Annotated in this window: 16 protein-coding genes; 10 read left to right on the top strand and 6 right to left on the bottom strand. The window is 70.8% G+C overall.

Annotated features, from left to right (window positions below):
- Positions 1-43 precede the first annotated feature (43 nt).
- Both ACFPQ9_RS23640 and pgfA read right to left on the bottom strand, forming a co-directional pair.
- Complete coding sequence (locus tag ACFPQ9_RS23640) at positions 44-1,201, bottom strand: glycosyltransferase family 4 protein (RefSeq protein ID WP_380856592.1); 1,158 nt, start codon at positions 1,199-1,201, stop codon at positions 44-46.
- Positions 1,202-1,418: 217 nt separating this feature from the next.
- Positions 1,419-2,405 carry a cell envelope lipid trafficking protein PgfA gene (gene pgfA, locus ACFPQ9_RS23635; protein WP_380856589.1) on the bottom strand — a complete coding sequence of 329 codons (987 nt, stop codon included), beginning with the start codon at positions 2,403-2,405 and terminating at the stop codon, positions 1,419-1,421.
- A 270-nt stretch (positions 2,406-2,675) separates the two neighbouring features.
- On the opposite strand from pgfA, the gene ACFPQ9_RS23630 reads away from it, so the two are divergent.
- From ACFPQ9_RS23630 to ACFPQ9_RS23620, 3 genes are all read left to right on the top strand, one after another.
- Positions 2,676-2,828: a hypothetical protein gene (locus ACFPQ9_RS23630; protein WP_167348315.1), complete on the top strand. Its 153-nt coding sequence runs from the start codon at positions 2,676-2,678 to the stop codon at positions 2,826-2,828.
- Positions 2,829-2,830: 2 nt separating this feature from the next.
- Positions 2,831-4,078, top strand: a complete 1,248-nt coding sequence (locus tag ACFPQ9_RS23625) for a PucR family transcriptional regulator (RefSeq protein ID WP_380856586.1) — start codon at positions 2,831-2,833, stop codon at positions 4,076-4,078.
- Between the two features lie 75 nt (positions 4,079-4,153).
- Entirely contained in the window at positions 4,154-4,417 is a 264-nt protein-coding gene (locus tag ACFPQ9_RS23620) for a hypothetical protein (protein WP_380856583.1), read from the top strand.
- 14 nt (positions 4,418-4,431) lie between these two features.
- On the opposite strand, the gene ACFPQ9_RS23615 is transcribed toward ACFPQ9_RS23620, so the two are convergent.
- Positions 4,432-5,025: a DUF2269 domain-containing protein gene (locus ACFPQ9_RS23615; protein WP_380856580.1), complete on the bottom strand. Its 594-nt coding sequence runs from the start codon at positions 5,023-5,025 to the stop codon at positions 4,432-4,434.
- A gap of 187 nt (positions 5,026-5,212) precedes the next feature.
- On the opposite strand from ACFPQ9_RS23615, the gene ACFPQ9_RS23610 reads away from it, so the two are divergent.
- The 3 genes from ACFPQ9_RS23610 to ACFPQ9_RS23600 all read left to right on the top strand — a co-directional run bounded on the left by ACFPQ9_RS23610 (position 5,213) and on the right by ACFPQ9_RS23600 (position 7,438).
- Entirely contained in the window at positions 5,213-5,689 is a 477-nt protein-coding gene (locus ACFPQ9_RS23610) for a hypothetical protein (protein WP_380856577.1), read from the top strand.
- A gap of 130 nt (positions 5,690-5,819) precedes the next feature.
- Positions 5,820-6,593: an IclR family transcriptional regulator gene (locus tag ACFPQ9_RS23605; RefSeq protein WP_380856574.1), complete on the top strand. Its 774-nt coding sequence runs from the start codon at positions 5,820-5,822 to the stop codon at positions 6,591-6,593.
- A complete protein-coding gene (locus ACFPQ9_RS23600; RefSeq protein ID WP_380856571.1) occupies positions 6,590-7,438 on the top strand; it encodes an SMP-30/gluconolactonase/LRE family protein in 849 nt (282 codons plus the stop codon). Before ACFPQ9_RS23605 ends, ACFPQ9_RS23600 begins: the two co-directional genes overlap by 4 nt.
- A 6-nt stretch (positions 7,439-7,444) precedes the next feature.
- Here ACFPQ9_RS23600 and ACFPQ9_RS23595 read toward each other — a convergent pair whose 3' ends face one another.
- From ACFPQ9_RS23595 to ACFPQ9_RS23585, 3 genes are read right to left on the bottom strand one after another with little or no spacing between them, the layout of a single operon-like run.
- On the bottom strand, positions 7,445-8,893 hold the full coding sequence (locus ACFPQ9_RS23595) for an FAD-dependent oxidoreductase (RefSeq protein ID WP_380856568.1): 1,449 nt from the start codon (positions 8,891-8,893) through the stop codon (positions 7,445-7,447).
- The gene (locus ACFPQ9_RS23590) at positions 8,886-10,115 is read right to left on the bottom strand and encodes an MAB_1171c family putative transporter (RefSeq protein ID WP_380856565.1); all 1,230 of its coding nucleotides are present in this window, start codon (positions 10,113-10,115) and stop codon (positions 8,886-8,888) included. Before ACFPQ9_RS23590 ends, ACFPQ9_RS23595 begins: the two co-directional genes overlap by 8 nt.
- Positions 10,112-10,726, bottom strand: coding sequence for a toxin-antitoxin system, toxin component family protein (locus ACFPQ9_RS23585; RefSeq protein ID WP_380856563.1), 615 nt, complete (start codon positions 10,724-10,726; stop codon positions 10,112-10,114). The genes ACFPQ9_RS23590 and ACFPQ9_RS23585 overlap by 4 nt, the downstream gene beginning before the upstream one ends.
- Before the next feature lie 318 nt (positions 10,727-11,044).
- Here ACFPQ9_RS23585 and ACFPQ9_RS23580 point away from each other — a divergent pair, with 318 nt between their 5' ends.
- The 4 genes from ACFPQ9_RS23580 (at position 11,045) to arfA (ending at position 15,872) form a co-directional block, all read left to right on the top strand.
- Positions 11,045-12,400, top strand: a complete 1,356-nt coding sequence (locus ACFPQ9_RS23580) for an extracellular solute-binding protein (protein WP_380856560.1) — start codon at positions 11,045-11,047, stop codon at positions 12,398-12,400.
- A complete protein-coding gene (locus ACFPQ9_RS23575) occupies positions 12,397-13,332 on the top strand; it encodes a carbohydrate ABC transporter permease (RefSeq protein WP_380856557.1) in 936 nt (311 codons plus the stop codon). The genes ACFPQ9_RS23580 and ACFPQ9_RS23575 overlap by 4 nt, the downstream gene beginning before the upstream one ends.
- Positions 13,329-14,177 carry a carbohydrate ABC transporter permease gene (locus ACFPQ9_RS23570; protein ID WP_380856554.1) on the top strand — a complete coding sequence of 283 codons (849 nt, stop codon included), beginning with the start codon at positions 13,329-13,331 and terminating at the stop codon, positions 14,175-14,177. Before ACFPQ9_RS23575 ends, ACFPQ9_RS23570 begins: the two co-directional genes overlap by 4 nt.
- A 186-nt stretch (positions 14,178-14,363) precedes the next feature.
- Positions 14,364-15,872, top strand: coding sequence for an arabinosylfuranosidase ArfA (arfA, locus tag ACFPQ9_RS23565; protein WP_380856551.1), 1,509 nt, complete (start codon positions 14,364-14,366; stop codon positions 15,870-15,872).
- Positions 15,873-15,925: the final 53 nt, after the last annotated feature.

Genomic DNA, 15,925 nt, shown 5'->3' with positions numbered 1-15,925 from the left:
CGACCGGCCACGAGCGACCGGCACACGCGACACAGCCTCACCCCTACGGCGTATGGGCGCCACGCGCCACCGCCTCCCCGGCGACCGCCAGGAACTGCCGAACCGTCCGCTCCCACCGATACCGAGCAGCCCGATCCCGCGCGGCCTTCCCCATCAGCTCCCGGCGATGTCCCGACAGGGCCAGCGTGCACCAGGCGGCGGCGAACGACGACTCGCCCCGCGCCAGCACCCCCGTCTCCCCGTCCACGACGGAATCCCGAAGCCCGGGTACGTCGAAGGCGACGGTCGGCGTCTCCCGGGTCGCGGCCTCGGTGACGACGAGTCCCCACCCCTCCACCGCCGACGGATGAAGCAACAGCCACGCCGCACACAGCAGCCGATGCTTCTCCGCCTCGGAGACATGCCCGGTGAACTCGACACCCGGACCGGCGAGCGCCTGCAACCGCCCCCGCTCGGGCCCGTCGCCGACGATGAGCAGCCGGCCGCCGGTGACCGGCCGCACCCGCTCCCACAGCCGTAGCAGCAGATCGATCCGCTTGTACTCCACGAGCCGCCCGACGGCCACGAACAGCGGTTCCGGCGAGCGGTCACCCAGCGGCCCCGGCTCCTCGACCCCGTTGTGCACGACACGGATACGGTCCCGCTCGACACCGATCGCCCGCAGCGCGTGCGCGGTCGACGGCGACACGGCGACCAGCAGACCCTGCTGCTGCGCACCGGTCAGCGCCCAGTGCTCCAGTCTTCGTCCGAGCCGTGCGGCCGGCGCCAGCGGTCCGCCGAACCGCATCTGCCACAGATCGGTGTGCACATGGTTGACCAGGCACAACGTGGGCCCGCGATGCCACATGGGGGCGAAGTACGGCATCCCGTTGCAGACCTCGACCAGCAGATCGCAGTCCCCGACCTGACGGGCGAAGGCGGATCTGGCGCGCAGGTAGTGACCGTACGAGCCGCCGGCCGACACGACCCGGTAGTCGCGGTAGGCCGCGGGGCCACCGCACAGCAGGGTGACCTGGTGGCCGAGCCGGGTGAGGCCGTCGGCGAGTCGGTCGACCAGCAGCTCGGAGCCGCCGGCGGATCGGTTGCCCAGGTCACGATGGGCGAGAAAAACGATTCGGCGCGGTTGTGGGGGGTGCGCCGGGGAGTGCTGCGATGCCCATGGGGGAGCGGCTTGCAGCGGGGAGGGCACGTGCTGGGGCATGGGTGCTCCAACTCGTCTCAGGGTGCGGAACTCAGCGTGGGGGAGGGAGGGTTTGGGTTCCTGTGGGGGAAACGAAGGTTTTCGGACGTCTTACGATCGTTGTGCGTGGGGTGTGGACAGGCTGTGTCCGGGTGGGGTTGGACAGTTTTCGCCCAGCGGATCGCGACGGCTACTCACCGGCGTGACAATTTCCGGCTTTGTTAGAGCTGACGTCACGTCACATTGTGAGCGAGGGCTGGGGCATCTCGACCGTGCCCGGATTTTCCGGTCGCTTTCGCCCGCGTGCCACCAAAACCCCGCCCACCACCGCAAGGGCGAATCCCGCCACAGCCGTCCCGATGGGCAACGTCGTACCCACCAGCCGCAGCTGATCGGTGTCCTGACGCGCCTGCCTTACGGCCTCCTTCTGCGTGGCCGTCGTGAACGCGATCTTCTCGCTGTCCAGCAGCACCGCCGCGTCCTTGTCGCCGCCGGGCGCCCGCAGCGTACGGCGCGGCCCGGTCTGCGCGTAGATCACCCGGCCGGTGCGCTGGTCCACGACCAGCTGGAAGCCATGGTTGGAGTACCACTCCTCGGCCAGCACCTGCGGCCGGTCCGGCTGGTCGACGATGCTGCCGGGCACGAGCCGGGTGCCGACCTTGCGGGGCGCGACCGTGGCGGTGAACCGGTAGCCCGTGTATCCCTGCACCTTCGCGGTGCCGTCGTAGCGCATGGTGACCGTCGTCCCGCCGGTGTTGTCCCACCACTGGTAGGAGCGTTTCTGCACGTCGAACGGGAACTTCAGATAGGCCTCGCCCTCGATGTACGGCTTCTCGCCGCAGCAGTGCACGGGCCTGGTGGTGGTGCGGTCCATCACCCAGCGGTGCGGGGTGAAGTCCAGCGCGTCGTGCGGGTCCGCGGCCGGCAGCGACTTGTCGGTGTCGACGGTGGTGATCACGTCCCAGACGGCGTTGCCGCTGCGCTCGCTCGCCGCCACATCGCCCCGCACCCGCTGGGTGACGGTGATCCGCTGGTCGGGAACGGTCTCGATCTTTTCGGTGTCGAAGACACTCCCGGTGCCTTTGTAAACGGCGGTGGTGTCGATGTCGATGGGGTTCACGGCGGCGCGCGGGGTGACGTACCAGACCAGCAGCGGCGCCAGTACCAGCAGAAACGTGCCGAGGCCCAGCAGGATCAACGAGAGAGGTGAGGCTGTACGGCGCATCCGGCACTCCTGGGGGGTTGACGCACGGTCGATGCTCGGTCGATGCCTGGCCGTTCTTGGGCCGGGAACCGTAGGCGTCCATTGACGGAGTGTCAATGTCTTGACGCGCTGTCACGGCTTGTCGAGACTGGGCCGACAGGCAGGGGTCGGGATCGGGCAAGCGACACCGGGGTGGGGAAACCTCCGGGACCACCGGGACCGCCGGGACCTTCGAGTTCTCCGGAACCGTAGGGACTTTCGGGACCTTCGGACAGGAAGGCTGACCCTGCGATGTCCAGACTGCTCGCCGCCGCGCTGACCGTCGCGCTCGCCGCCGTTCTCGCGGTGGGAGCCGCGCTCGGTGTCGTCGCGCTGCTCGAAGCGACCCCCGACCAGCCGAACACCCCCTTGATCACCTACGAGCAAGCGGGCCAGGGGAGTTGACCGTGGCCGCCACCCGCTCCACGGCCGCGCCCGCCGCCTCCCGCTCGGCCTGGCGTGACGTACCCCGCTTCCAGGTCCGTCGTTTCGCGGAGCTGGCCATGGCCGACGCCCCCGCCCTCGCCGAGGAGATCCTGCGGGAGATCCAGCGCGAGTACCCGCATCTGCCGGTCGTCCTCAACGAGTCGGGCGAACCGATGGCGCTGGTCGGCATACGGCGTGCGATCGAGGTCTTCGTCCAGCATCTGGAGACCTCGGAGGGCCGCCCGAGCATGCCGCCGGGCGTCTTCCAGGAGTTCGGCCGCGGCGAGGGCCTGAACGGCAGATCGCTCGACTCCCTCCAGGCGATCTACCGGTTGGGCGTACGACTGGCCTGGCGCCGTTTCGCCGAGATCGGCCAGCGCGTCGACATCCCGCCGCCCGCGATGTACGAGCTGGTGGACGCCGGTTACGAGTATCTCGACGGCCTCGTCGACCAGTCGGTGCGCGGCTACGCCGAGGCGGCGGCGCGCCAGGCGGGCGAACGGCTGCGGCTGCAACGGCGCCTGATGGAACTCCTGCTCGCCGAGCACACCCGGGGAGATCCGGCGGACGCCCTCTCCGAGCGGGCGGCCCGGATCGGCTGGCCGTTGCCGGAGAAGGTCGCGGTGGGTGTGCTGCTGCGGCCGGCGCGCGAGGCCCTCGCCCCCGCCGTCGGGCAGGGCGTGCTGCTGGACCTGGAGTACGAGCAGCCGCGCATGGTCGTCCCCGAACCGGACGCCGCCGGCCGTCCCGAACTCCTGAACCGGGCCCTGTGCGGCTGGTCCGGGGCGATCGGCCCTCCCGTCCCCCTCTCCGACGCGGCGAAGTCGCTGCGCTGGGCCGAGGCCGCGGTCCGTCTGATGGAACGGCGGCTGCTGCCGGCCGGTGAGGTCCTGTACTGCACCGAACACACCGAGGCGCTGGTACTGCTCCAGCCCGAGGAACTCATCGACGACCTCGCGGTCAGATGTCTGGCCCCGCTGGAACAGTGCGGCCCCACCCACGGCCGGCGCCTGGCGGAAACCCTGCTGGCCTGGCTGGAGACCAGGGGCGGGGCACCGGAGGTGGCGGCCCGCCTGGGCGTACACCCCCAGACGGTCCGCTACCGGCTGCGCCAGATCCGGGAGCTGTGGGGCGAGGAGATGGACGACCCGGACCGGCGGTTCGAGCTGGAACTGGTGCTGCGTGCACAGCGGTTGAGGGGGGCGTTGGGCGAGACGCGCCGTCAGTGAGCGGGTGGCCGCGGAAGCCGCCGAGGCCGGGGCGGGGCACTTGTGCGGGCCGGGCCCGTCACGCATGGTGGCCGTATGTCCGCGAACCCGGAGTTACACATCTGGCTCCAGCCCGTGAAGGGCGAACCCCTCACGCTGCGCACCGGCGACTTCCCCACCCTCGACTCGGCGGTCGCGGCCCTCAACGAGGCCTTCGACGAGTCCCGCACCCTCCGCTTCGAGCTGACCGCACCCGACGACGCCGAGAACGGCTTCGCCCTGGTCAACTTCGCCCACGTGGCGGCGGTGAAGGTGTGGCCGGGGGCGGGGAAGGGGACGGACGACGGCCAGTACCTCTGACCGTCGCTTGACCATCAGCCGCCGAGCCGCGCGGGCTCGGCCGGCTGCGCGGCGGTGCCGGACCGCCGGCCGGTGGCCTCCCGCAGCCTCCGTCCGCGCTTGGTCGGCCCCCAGGGCTTGAGCACGGAGATCACCGTCATGAAGACATACGCCGACAGGGACACGATCGGCCCCATCATGACGTCCCCTGCGTCCGGCAGCGGCCCGCCCGCGGCGACGGCGGCGACCGCGGAGTTCACGCCGGGGCGCAGGGCGAAGACCGTGGCGGTGGTCGTGGCGAGCGTCAGCCAGAACTTGACGTAGACCCACCGGTGCCGCGCCAGCCCCCACTGCGTCCCCAGGGCGAGCACCAGCCCGCTGGCCAGCGTGAGGAACGCGACCGGCAGCAGCAGCCAGTCGGCGAACAGCTTCATGGCCCGCACCGACGCCTCCACGGTCACCGCGGACCCGGTACCGGCCGCGGTGACCCCGAGCGCGAGCAGCCCGAGCGTCAGCCCGACCCAGCTCGCGGAGGCGACGACGTGGACGACGAGGACGGCCCGGCGCGCGGGCCGGCTCAGCCTCTTGGCCGAGGCGGACGACGTGTTCTTCGAAGGCGTGGAAGACATGGACATCACGGTGCCGGTCACGGGCGGCGAGCACGTCTGACAGCGGGAGTAACCGCGCGTACTGAGGTCGGCGTACCTGCCCCACCCCCGCCTGCTCCGCGAGCCGCGCAGGACCGATTACTTACGGCCCCGCCCCCGGTCACCACTGCACCCGGACTGCACCCGGACCCGAAGCAGGAGGAACCCGATGCGCCAACCGACCCCCCACCCCGCCCTGCGCCGACTGGACGTCATGGTCGGCGCCTGGGACCTGTGGGCCGCCGGCCGCACCGTCGGCCCGATCCGCACGGAGTTCGCCTGGACCGAGGGCGGCGCCTTCCTCGCCCAGCGCGCGGACATCGGCCCCGACACCGCCCTCCCCGGCGCCTGGGCCCCGAACGCCCCCTTCCCCACCCTCGCCCTGATCGGCTACGACGACACCTCCGACGAATTCACCGTCCTCTACGCCGACGGCCGCGCCGTAGCCCGCGTCTACCAGGGCACCATGACCGACCGCACCTGGCACCAGTGGCGCGAGGCCCCCGGCTTCCACCAACGCCTCACCGCCACCGTCAGCCCCGACGGCACCACGATGGAGGGCACCTGGGAACGGTCCCCGGACGGGGAGCACTGGACGACGGACTTCGACATGACGTACGTCCGGGTGGGGGAGCGGCGCGACTGAAGGGTTTCGAGCCCGGTCCACGCAGGGCCATTGCCGGGGGAAACGGACTTTGAGTAGCCTGTGTTCGTTATCCCGATCGGCTGTTGAAATATCGAACGCAGCCACATTGACCCAAGGGAAGGGGCCGGACGTGGGACGCCTCGTACCAGCCGTGACGCGGGCTCTCGACATACTGGAGCTCTTCCTCGACGGGGACGGCACGCTCTCCGCCCCCGACATCGTGCGCAAGCTCCAGCTGCCGCGCACCACCGTGCACGAGCTCGTCACCACCCTCGCAGCCCGGTCGTACATCGTCCAGGTTCCGGGGCAGCCGGGACGGTACCGCCTGGGCGTACGGCCGTACCAGCTCGGGAGCCGCTATGCGGAGCAGCTCGACCTCGCGGCCGAGGGGCAGCAGGTCGCGCGGTCCGTCGCCGAGACCTGTGACGAGACCGTGCACGTGGCGATCCTGGAGGGCACGGACGTCATCTACATCGCCAAGGTCGACTCCACGCACGCGGTGCGGATGGTGTCCGCCGCGGGGCGCCGGCTCCCCGCGCACTGCACGTCGGTCGGCAAGATGCTGCTGGCCTCGCTTCCCGAGCCGGAGCTCAGCTCCCGCGTCCCCGACGGGGCCGAGCTCGTCGCCATGACCCCGAACAGCATCACCGACCCGGGCGCCCTGCGAGAGGCCCTCGCCGTGATCCGGGAGCGCGGGATCGCCGTGGAGAGCCGGGAGTCCAACCCGGACGTCTCGTGCGTGGCCGCACCCGTGCGGGACCGCACCGGGCAGGTCGTCGCCGCCCTCTCCATCTCCGTCCCGATGATCCGCTGGAGCGACGAGCGCCGTGCCGAGCTGGAGCAGCTCGCCGCCAAGGGCGCCGCCGAGCTGTCGGAGCGGCTCGGACACCGGAGCGTGGCATGAGCGCGGGCTACGAGGTCGCGGTCCGGGCGGAGGCGGAGCTCGGCGAGGGCCCGACCTGGGACGCGAAGAGCGGTCGGCTGCTGTGGATCGACATCCTCGGGGCGAGGGTGCACACCTTCGATCCCGTCTCCGGGCGGCGGACCGTCCGCACGACTCCGCAGCACGTCGGCGCCGTCAAGCCCCGTGTCGGCGGCGGACTCGTCCTCAACCTCAGGGACGGCGTCGGGCTGCTCGACCCGGACGACACCTTCCGCTGGCTGCACCACGAGCCCGTCCCCGGCCGCCGCGCCAACGACGCCGCCGTCGCCCCCGACGGCTCCCTGTGGGCGGGCACCATGCGCTACGACGAGGCACCCGGCGGCGGCAGCCTGTCCCGCTTCACCGGCGACGGTTCGGTCCAGGTCGTCCTCGACGACGTGGCCGTCAGCAACGGCACGGGCTGGAGCCCGGACGGCAGCCTCATGTACTACATCGACTCGCCCACCCGGCGCGTCGACGTCTTCCGCTACGCGGACGGACGGGTCGGCGACCGGCGGCCGTTCGTCGAGATCGAGGACGGCGCCGGGTTCCCCGACGGGCTGACGGTGGACGCCGACGGCTGTGTGTGGGTGGCCCTGTGGGACGGCTCTGCGGTACGCCGCTACACGCCGAGCGGCAAGCTGGACCGGGTCGTCGAGCTCCCGGTGCCCCGGGTGACCGCGTGCGCGTTCGCCGGACCCGACCTGACCGACCTGTACGTCACCACGGCCCGCGTCGGACTGACGTCCCCGCTCCCGCTGGCGGGCTCGCTGCTCGTCGTCCCCGGCGCGGGGAAGGGCCTGGCCCAGCCCGCGTTCAAGGGCTGAGGCCGGCTACCGCAGCCCCACCGCCTTCAGCTCCTCCACCGTCAACGGCGGCCCGCTCAACGCCGGTTTGAGCGGGCCGACCAGGGCGGCGAGCGCGACGGACGGCGTCAGCAGCACCTCAGCCCCGCGCTCCAGCGACGTCACATCGGTGACCCTCCGGGCGATCCGTCCGTTCCCGGTGGCGGTCTGCAGCAGCCTGCCCACATACGCCGCCACGATCCGGTCGCGCGGGGTGGGACCGTTCGGAGTGGCCCCGGGATAGAAGACGTCCATCCCGAGGGCCAGGTCCCACGCCGCCGCGGCCGGCCGGGCCACCGCCCGCTGGATCCGGCGCGCCAGACCCGGCGCCCGCCGGCCGTGGCGTCGTACCGTGTCCCGCAGGGCGACCGCCTCCTGGGCCGCCACGGACATGCCGTGCCCGTAGATCGGGTTGAGCGCGCACAGGGCGTCCCCGAGCACGGCGAAGTTCTCGGGCCAGGCGGGCATGCGCTCGTAGTAGTGGCGCCGATTGGCGGTCGTTCGGGTGTAGGCCACGTCGGTCAACGGCTCCGCGCAGGAGAGCAGTTCGGCGATGACCGGGTGCCGGAGGTCCTCGCGTGCGTAGCGCAGGAAGTCCTCCGGCTCGACGCGGGGTTCGCCGCCCCGGGAGCCGAAGAGCGTGACGAGCCAGCGCCCGTCCTCGATGGGCTGCAGCACGCCCCCGCACCCCGGTTTCCCGGCGCGGGGATCCGGCTGGACATTGACCACCGGGAAGCCCTCACGAGCCGCCTCGGGTGCCCGGAACACCCGACTCGCGTACGCCACACCGGAGTCGACCTCGCGTCGCCGGACCGCCGGCAGCCCGAGCCCCGTCAGCCAGCTCGCCGCACGCGAGCCGCGCCCCGTGGCGTCGATGACCAGATCGGCGGTCAGGATCCGTTCGAGAGAGACGGAGCGGGAGGTGGAGGGGGAAGGGGACCGGGACGGGGAGGCGGGGGCGGATCGGTGGGGGGCTATCCGTACGCCCCGGACCGCCTCGTGCGTGCCGATCAGCCCCAGCACCTCGGTTCCCTGCAGCAGTTCGACGCGTTCGCAGGCCAGGACCGCCTCCCGCACGCTCGCGTCCAGCAGGTCGCGACTGCACAGCAGCATGTGGTGCGACTCGTCCCACCGCCGGTACCAGCCGTGCGGCGACAGCGCCACCATGTCCGTGGTCACCGGCAGCCGGTGCGCGCCCGCGTCCCGCAGCCGGTCGACGATGCCCGGCAGCAGCCGCTCCAGGGCATGGGCCCCGCCCGACCACAGCTGATGGACGTGCCGCGCCTGCGGCAGGCCCCTGCGCGGCTCGGGACCGGTGGGCAGTACGTCGCGTTCCACGACGGTGACGTGGTCGGCGACGTCGGCCAGCGCGCGTGCGGCGAGCATGCCGGCGAGGGAGCCGCCGAGGACGACGGCGGTGGTGGTGCGTTCAGTCATGTACGGGCACGTTTCCTCTTCGGGCGGCCGTACGGGCACGGACCGCTTGGATCTCGTCGCGGTGGCGGAGGGCGCGGGAGACGTCCCCGATGTCCCGCAGCAGCTCCGCGGTGCCGGTGCCGCCGTCGCTGCCCTCTTCCGGGGCCCGGGTCCTGCGCTCGGCGGCGTCCTGGATGGCGACGGCGGCGGCGATCGCCTTCGCCCGGCCGGGCTCACAGCCGAGTTCGAGCGCGGCGTCGTAGGACCGCCTACTCAGATCCTCGTCGATGTGCCGGGCCAGCGGCAGCAGGACGTCCCGGATGAAGGTCTCCCGCCGGATCAGCCGCAGTTCGGGCGACGCGCGCAGCACGAACGGCAGTCCGTAGCCGTTGACGGACCGCATCAGCAGATACAGCGGCCGCAGCTCGTGATGGGCCAGGCGGACCCGCCAGCGGTCGTGCAGGTACTGGCCCGCGTGCGGCAGGATGAACCCCACCGCGATCAGGATGGCGGACAGAGCGGCGACCGGCGGGGCGAGGTCGGTGCTCAGCCAGTCCAGGTCGTGGCCCGTCCAGCGGGCGGCGACGGCGGTCAGTTTGGCCGCGTCGAAGATCAGGTTGAGCGCGTAGCCGACCCCCAGGCACACCAGCCCCCAGCGCAGCCAGGCGTCGAGTCCGTCGGTGCGCACCCAGTTCCAGATCAGCCGGGACGTGATGAGGACGGCCGTGCAGTGCGCGAGCAGGTAGAGCAGCGTCTCCTCGCGCATGAACGGCGTGTTGGCGTAGTAGGTGTCCAGATCCCGCACCCGCTCCACCGACGCGTCCGCGAGGGCGAAGAGCACCCAGAGCGCGACGATCACGCCGGAGTACGCGAAGACGACGAGGCGCATCACACGGCGGGTCTCGGCACTGCGGTCGGACAGGCCGTTGCGCCAGGCGATGATCAGCAGCAGACAGGACCCGCAGAACGCGGTGATGAGGGAGTACACCAGGGGCGCCGCGATGTTCGGCACGCCCGTGACGCGGTTGACCCATGCGATGGTCGCCGGGGCCGCGAAGACGAACACGCAGCAGGCGATCACCAGCAGGCCGCCGACGGCGCGCAGTAACGGGTCGCGCCACAGCCGGATGATCGTGGGCAGCTTGATCGCCAGGGCGGCGGTCAGCACGACGGTGGGGATCCAGAACGATATGTACAGCCCGCCGAGAACACTGGAAGGGTCCTGTGCCAGCACCGTGTTCACCGCGTAGTCCTCCCGGTCCCGCGATAGCCCAGCGAACGTTGAAGGGGGCCCGGCGCCCCGTCCGTGGCCCGTTCCGCCAGCAACGGCCGGAACGCCGCCGCCAACCGGTGCCCGAAGTCGTCGGCCTCGGCCTCGTCCCGCTGCCGCGAGCCGTTGCGCGCGGCCACCGCGAGGGCCGTGTCCGGCCAGCCGGGACTGCCCGCGAGCGCGTGCGCGGCGGCGCTGCCGTCGGTGTGATGGTGCCGGTGGCCGGCGTGCAGATGCCACAACTCATGGCCGAGGACGACCAGCCGCTGCACCGCCTCGGCCCGCTCCTCGACGATGACCAGGTCGAAGTCCTGGAACTCCACGCACAGTCCGGTCACTTCGATCTCGTCGGGGAACCGTTCGAACCGCAGCTCCACGGGCCGTCCGCCGCGCCGCGCGCTCATCTCCGCGCACAGCGCCTGGCACAACTCGCCGATGTCCACCGGGGGGTGGGCTCCGGCACGCACGGCCGCGCTGAGATCGGAAGCAAGGTCCCGCATCGCGGCGGCGACGGGAGAACGCCGCAGCCGTAACGCCGCCGCGGCCACCCGGGCCGCCCTCCTGCGCGCGCCCGCGATGTCCATCGCACCCCCTGTTCCCCCGCCGTTCGGCAGGCCGTTCGAGCCTACGCGGCGCGAAGTGGTCACGTCATGCGATCCGACGACCGTCGTTCAACCGAGAACCATGCGGTCGGGGGTGAGCCGGGAACGGTTCGTCGTTGCCTGCGGGCCGGTGGGGACCGGTCGCGCAGTTCCCCGCGCCCCTTCGGGGGTTGCTGTGCTCGGTGCCGACAGGCTCGGTCGGAATTCGTGCAGGAGGCATTGACTGGAAAGCGCTTCCATCCTACGGTCCCGTTCGAAGTTACGGGCGTAATTCGATATCTCGAACAGTAAGGGCAGGCAATGGGACGACCTGACCTGAAGCGCAGGCAACTTCTGGCCGCCGCCGGGGGATTGGCGGTGGCCGGCAGCTTCGGCTTCGCGGCACTGGGTACGGGCGCCGACGCGCTCGCCTCCAGCGCCGACACCCGGGTGCGCTACTGGAACCTGTTCAGCGGCGGCGACGGCTCCAACATGATCGCGATGCTGGACGCCTTCCGCGCGGCGAACCCCGGCATCGACGTCAAGGACTCCACCCTCCAGTGGGGCAACCCCTTCTACACCAAGCTCGCCATGGCCGCCGCCGGCAACCGCGCACCCGACCTCGGTGTGATGCACCTCGGCCGGGTCACCGGCTTCTCGCCCGGCCGCCTCCTCGACCCCTGGGACGTCGACCTGCTCGCCGAGTACGGAGTGCGGGAAGCCGACTTCAACCCCGCCCTGTGGCAGCGCGGCGTCATCGACGGCAGGCTCTACGCCCTCCCGCTCGACATCCACGTCCAGCTCTGCTTCTACCGCAAGGACGTCCTGAAGAAGGCGGGCCTGCTCGGCGCCGACGGCCGGCTCGCGCCGGTCACCTCGGCCGACGACTGGTTCGGCGTGCTCAAGGAGGCCAAGAAGGCCACCAGGAAGGGCCTGCAGACCATCGGACTGTGGGTCAACGACCAGAACTTCCAGTGGTGGTTCTTCGTCGCCTTCTACACCCAGCTCGGCGGCACCTGGTTCGACAAGGACAACGCCGAGGTCACCTTCGACACCGACAAGGCCACCCAGGTCCTTCAGTTCCTGCGCCGGCACATCACCGACGGGTACGCGGACCCGGGCATGGGCTCCGTCGGCGCCGAACAGTTCATCAACGGCGCCCCCTTCGCCTGGGAGGGGAACTGGTCCGTGCCGGTCTACTCGGGCGCGGAACTCGACTACGGCGCCGTCCCGCTGCCGCCGGTCTTCGGCGGGCGGGCCACCCACGCCGAGTCGCACGCCTTCGTCCTGCCCCACCGGTCCGACCGGGGCGGCGCCGCGAACGACGGGGCCCACCGGCTCGCCGCCTACATCGTCACGCACGCCCAGCAGTGGGCGGCCGGCGGCCACATCCCCGCGTACACCCCCACCCTTTCCACCGCCTCGTACCGAAAGCTCGAACCGCAGAACGAGTACGCCTCGGCCATGGACCACCAGGCCACCGAGCCGAAGGTGTGGTTCGCGGGCTCCACCGGCATCCTCGCCCAGCGCGTCGGCCCGATCGTCGTCTCCTCGACCATGGGCTCCGCGAAGCCCGACGCCGTCGCCCGCCGTATGAAGAGCGAACTGGCCGCGCTGCTCGCCATGAAGAACCCCATGGACGGCAGGACCGCCGCGCAAGGAGGTACGGCAGCATGACGACCGCCGAGTCCGTCCTCGCACCGCCCCGCGTGACGACCGCCGCCGACAGCGCGACCATCCGCCGCAAGCAGGGCTTCCAGCACGGCGGCTGGTTCGTGGCGCCGTTCCTGGTGCTGTTCACCCTGTTCGTGATCTGGCCGCTGCTGCGCGGCGTCTACCTCAGTCTCACCGACGCCGACATCACCGGCGACGGCGAGAGCTTCGTCGGACTCGACAACTACCGCGAGGCCCTCGACGACCCGCTGATGTGGGACGCGCTCGGCCACAGCGCCTACTTCACGCTCCTGGTCGTGCCCTGCATCACCGTCCTCGCCTTCCTCCTCGCGATGCTCGCCCACCACATAGAGCGCGGCAAATGGCTGTGGCGGCTCTGCTTCTTCGCGCCCTTCCTCCTGCCCTCCACGGTCGCGGGCAACCTGTGGCAGTGGCTGTTCAACCCCGGCACGGGAATGATCAACCACGTCCTCGGCCTGGACACTCCCTGGCTGACCGACAAGTCGTACGCGATGCTCGCCATCGTCATCACCACCCTGTGGTGGACGGTCGGCTTCAGCTTTCTGCTCTACCTCGCCGCGCTGCAGTCCATCCCGGACCACCTCTACGAGGCCGCCAAGCTCGACGGCGCGAACGCCTGGCACCGCACGGTCCACATCACCCTGCCGATGCTGCGCAACATCACCGGTCTGGTCATCACGCTCCAGATCCTCGCCTCGCTCCAGGTGTTCGACCAGGCGGTCGTGATGCTGGACTTCGGCCCCGGACCGGAGAACGCCACCCGCACCTTCGTGCAGTACACCCTCGAAGCGGGCTTCACCAGCTATCGCGTGGGCTACGCCTCGGCGATCTCCGTCATCTTCTTCGTGATCATCGCGGTCGTCGCCCTCGCCAGGATGTGGCTGCTGCGCAACCGTGAGGAGGCCACCCGATGAGTACGGCCGTACAGCCCCGCAGGCCCTGGACCCCGGGCCAGATCGTCCTCACCCTCCTCGGCACGGCGGTCTCCGTCGTCTTCCTCGCGCCCTTCGCCTGGGGCCTGTTCACCTCCCTGAAGTCGGAGACCGAGGCGGTGGAGGTGCCCCCGCACTGGCTGCCGGAGGACTGGACGGGCCAGGCGTGGACGGCCCTGTTCGAGACCGGCAACATCACCGACTGGTTCGTGAACTCCCTGGTCGTCTCGGTCTGCGTGACGTCCGTCGTGCTGCTGGTGAGCGCACTGGCCGGATACGGCTTCGCCCGCACGGAGTTCCGCGGCAAGGGCGTCCTGATGGGTGTGGTGATGGCGGGCCTGATGATCTCCCCCGCGGTCCTCGGTGTCCCGCTGTTCACCACGGTCCAGCAGATGGGGATGGTCGACACGTACTGGGGCATGATCCTCCCCCAATGCGCGCCCGCCGCCATGGTCTACATCCTCTACAAGTTCTTCCAGGGCGTCCCGCGCGAGCTGGAGGAGGCCGCGTTCATCGACGGCGCGGGCCGCTGGCGGGTCTTCTTCACCATCGTCGTCCCCCTGGCGCGTCCGTCGTTGGCGGCGGTGGGCATCTTCACCTTCATCGCGTCGTGGAACAACTTCCTGTGGCCCTACATGGTCACCAACAACCCCGACCTGATGACCATGCCGAACGGCATCGCGACCGTCATGAACTCCTACGGCATCCAGTGGGCCCAGCTCATGGCCGGCGGACTGATGGCAGGGCTTCCGCTGATCGTCGTGTTCGTGTTCTTCCAGCGGCAGATCGTCGCCGGAGTGGCCCATACAGGTCTGGCGGGCCAGTGACAGGTCGCTGCGCGGCCGGGCCGTCGTTCGTCTGCGGGTCAGCTGTGGTTGATCGCGCAGTTCCCCGCGCCCCTTCAGGGCGCCTCCAGTGCACGCACCTTTTCAGGGGCGCGGGGAACTGCGCGATCAGCCCCCACGCACCCGCACCCGCCAACAATTCAGAACCACCCCCTTCGAAAGGCGCACATGCACACCGCCCGCTTCACCCTCGATCCCGCCTTCACCATCGGCGACGTCAACCCCCGTCTCTTCGGCAGCTTCGTCGAACACCTCGGCCGCTGCGTCTACACCGGCATCTTCGAACCCGGCCACCCCACCGCCGACGACAAGGGCCTGCGCCAGGACGTCCTGGACCTGGTCCGTGAACTCGGTGTCACAGCCGTCCGCTACCCCGGCGGCAACTTCGTCTCCGGCTACAAGTGGGAGGACTCCGTCGGCCCCGCCGAGGACCGCCCCCGCCGCCTCGACCTCGCCTGGCACTCGACGGAGTCCAACCGCTTCGGCCTCTCCGAGTACATCGACTTCCTGCGCAAGATCGGCCCGCGGGCCGAGCCCATGATGGCCGTCAACCTCGGCACCCGCGGCGTCGCCGAAGCCCTCGAACTCCAGGAGTACGCCAACCACCCCGAGGGCACCGCCCTGTCCGACCTGCGGGTCTCCCACGGCGACAAGGACCCCTTCGGCATCCGGCTGTGGTGCCTGGGCAACGAGATGGACGGCCCCTGGCAGACCGGCCACAAGACGGCCGAGGAGTACGGCCGTGTCGCCGCCGAGACCGCACGCGCCATGCGGCAGATCGACCCGCACGTCGAACTCGTCGCCTGCGGCTCCTCCAGCCAGTCCATGCCGACCTTCGCCGAGTGGGAGGCGACGGTCCTGCAGGAGACGTACGACCTCGTCGACCACATCTCGCTGCACGCCTACTACTGGCCCGAGAACGGCGACATCGACTCCTTCCTGGCCTCCGCCGTCGACATGGAGTCCTTCATCGAGAACGTCATCGCGACGGCCGACCACGTCGGAGCCCGCCTCAAGTCCAAGAAGAAGATCAACCTCTCCTTCGACGAGTGGAACGTCTGGTACCTGCCCGAGTGGCAGGCGCACGCGCAGACGGTGACGGACTGGCCGGAGGCCCCCCGCCTCCTGGAGGACAACTACAGCGTCACCGACGCCGTCGTCTTCGGCTCGCTCCTCATCGCGCTGCTGCGCCACGCCGACCGCGTCACCGTCGCCTGCCTCGCGCAGCTCGTGAACGTCATCGCCCCGATCATGACCGAGCCGGGCGGTCCGGCCTGGCGGCAGACGACGTTCTTCCCCTTCGCGCAGGCCGCCGAGCACGGCCGCGGCCAGGTCCTCGACGTCCGGGTCGCCTCCCCGACGTACGGGACGAAGAAGTACGGCGAGGCCGATCTGCTGCACGCCACAGCCGTACGCGCCGACGACGGGACGGTCACCGTCTTCGCCGTCAACCGCAGCCGCACCGAAGCCCTGCCGCTCGACGTCACCCTGAATCGCCTCGACGTCACACGGGTCGTCGAGCACAGCGCCCTCGCGGACGCCGACCCGGACGCCCGCAACACCCTCGACGACCCCGAGCGGGTCGCACCGCACCAGGTCGAGGGCACGGCGCTGCAGGACGGCCGGCTCACCGCCGTACTTCAACCGCTGTCGTGGAACATGATCCGGCTGGGCTGACCGAGCCGGATCAGGTGGTGACGGGCCGGATCAGGTGGTGACGGGACGGCTGT

The sequence above is a fragment of the Streptomyces coerulescens genome (assembly GCF_042657965.1).
Lineage (GTDB): Bacteria > Actinomycetota > Actinomycetes > Streptomycetales > Streptomycetaceae > Streptomyces > Streptomyces coerulescens.
This window is presented reverse-complemented; position numbering and strand designations above follow the sequence as displayed.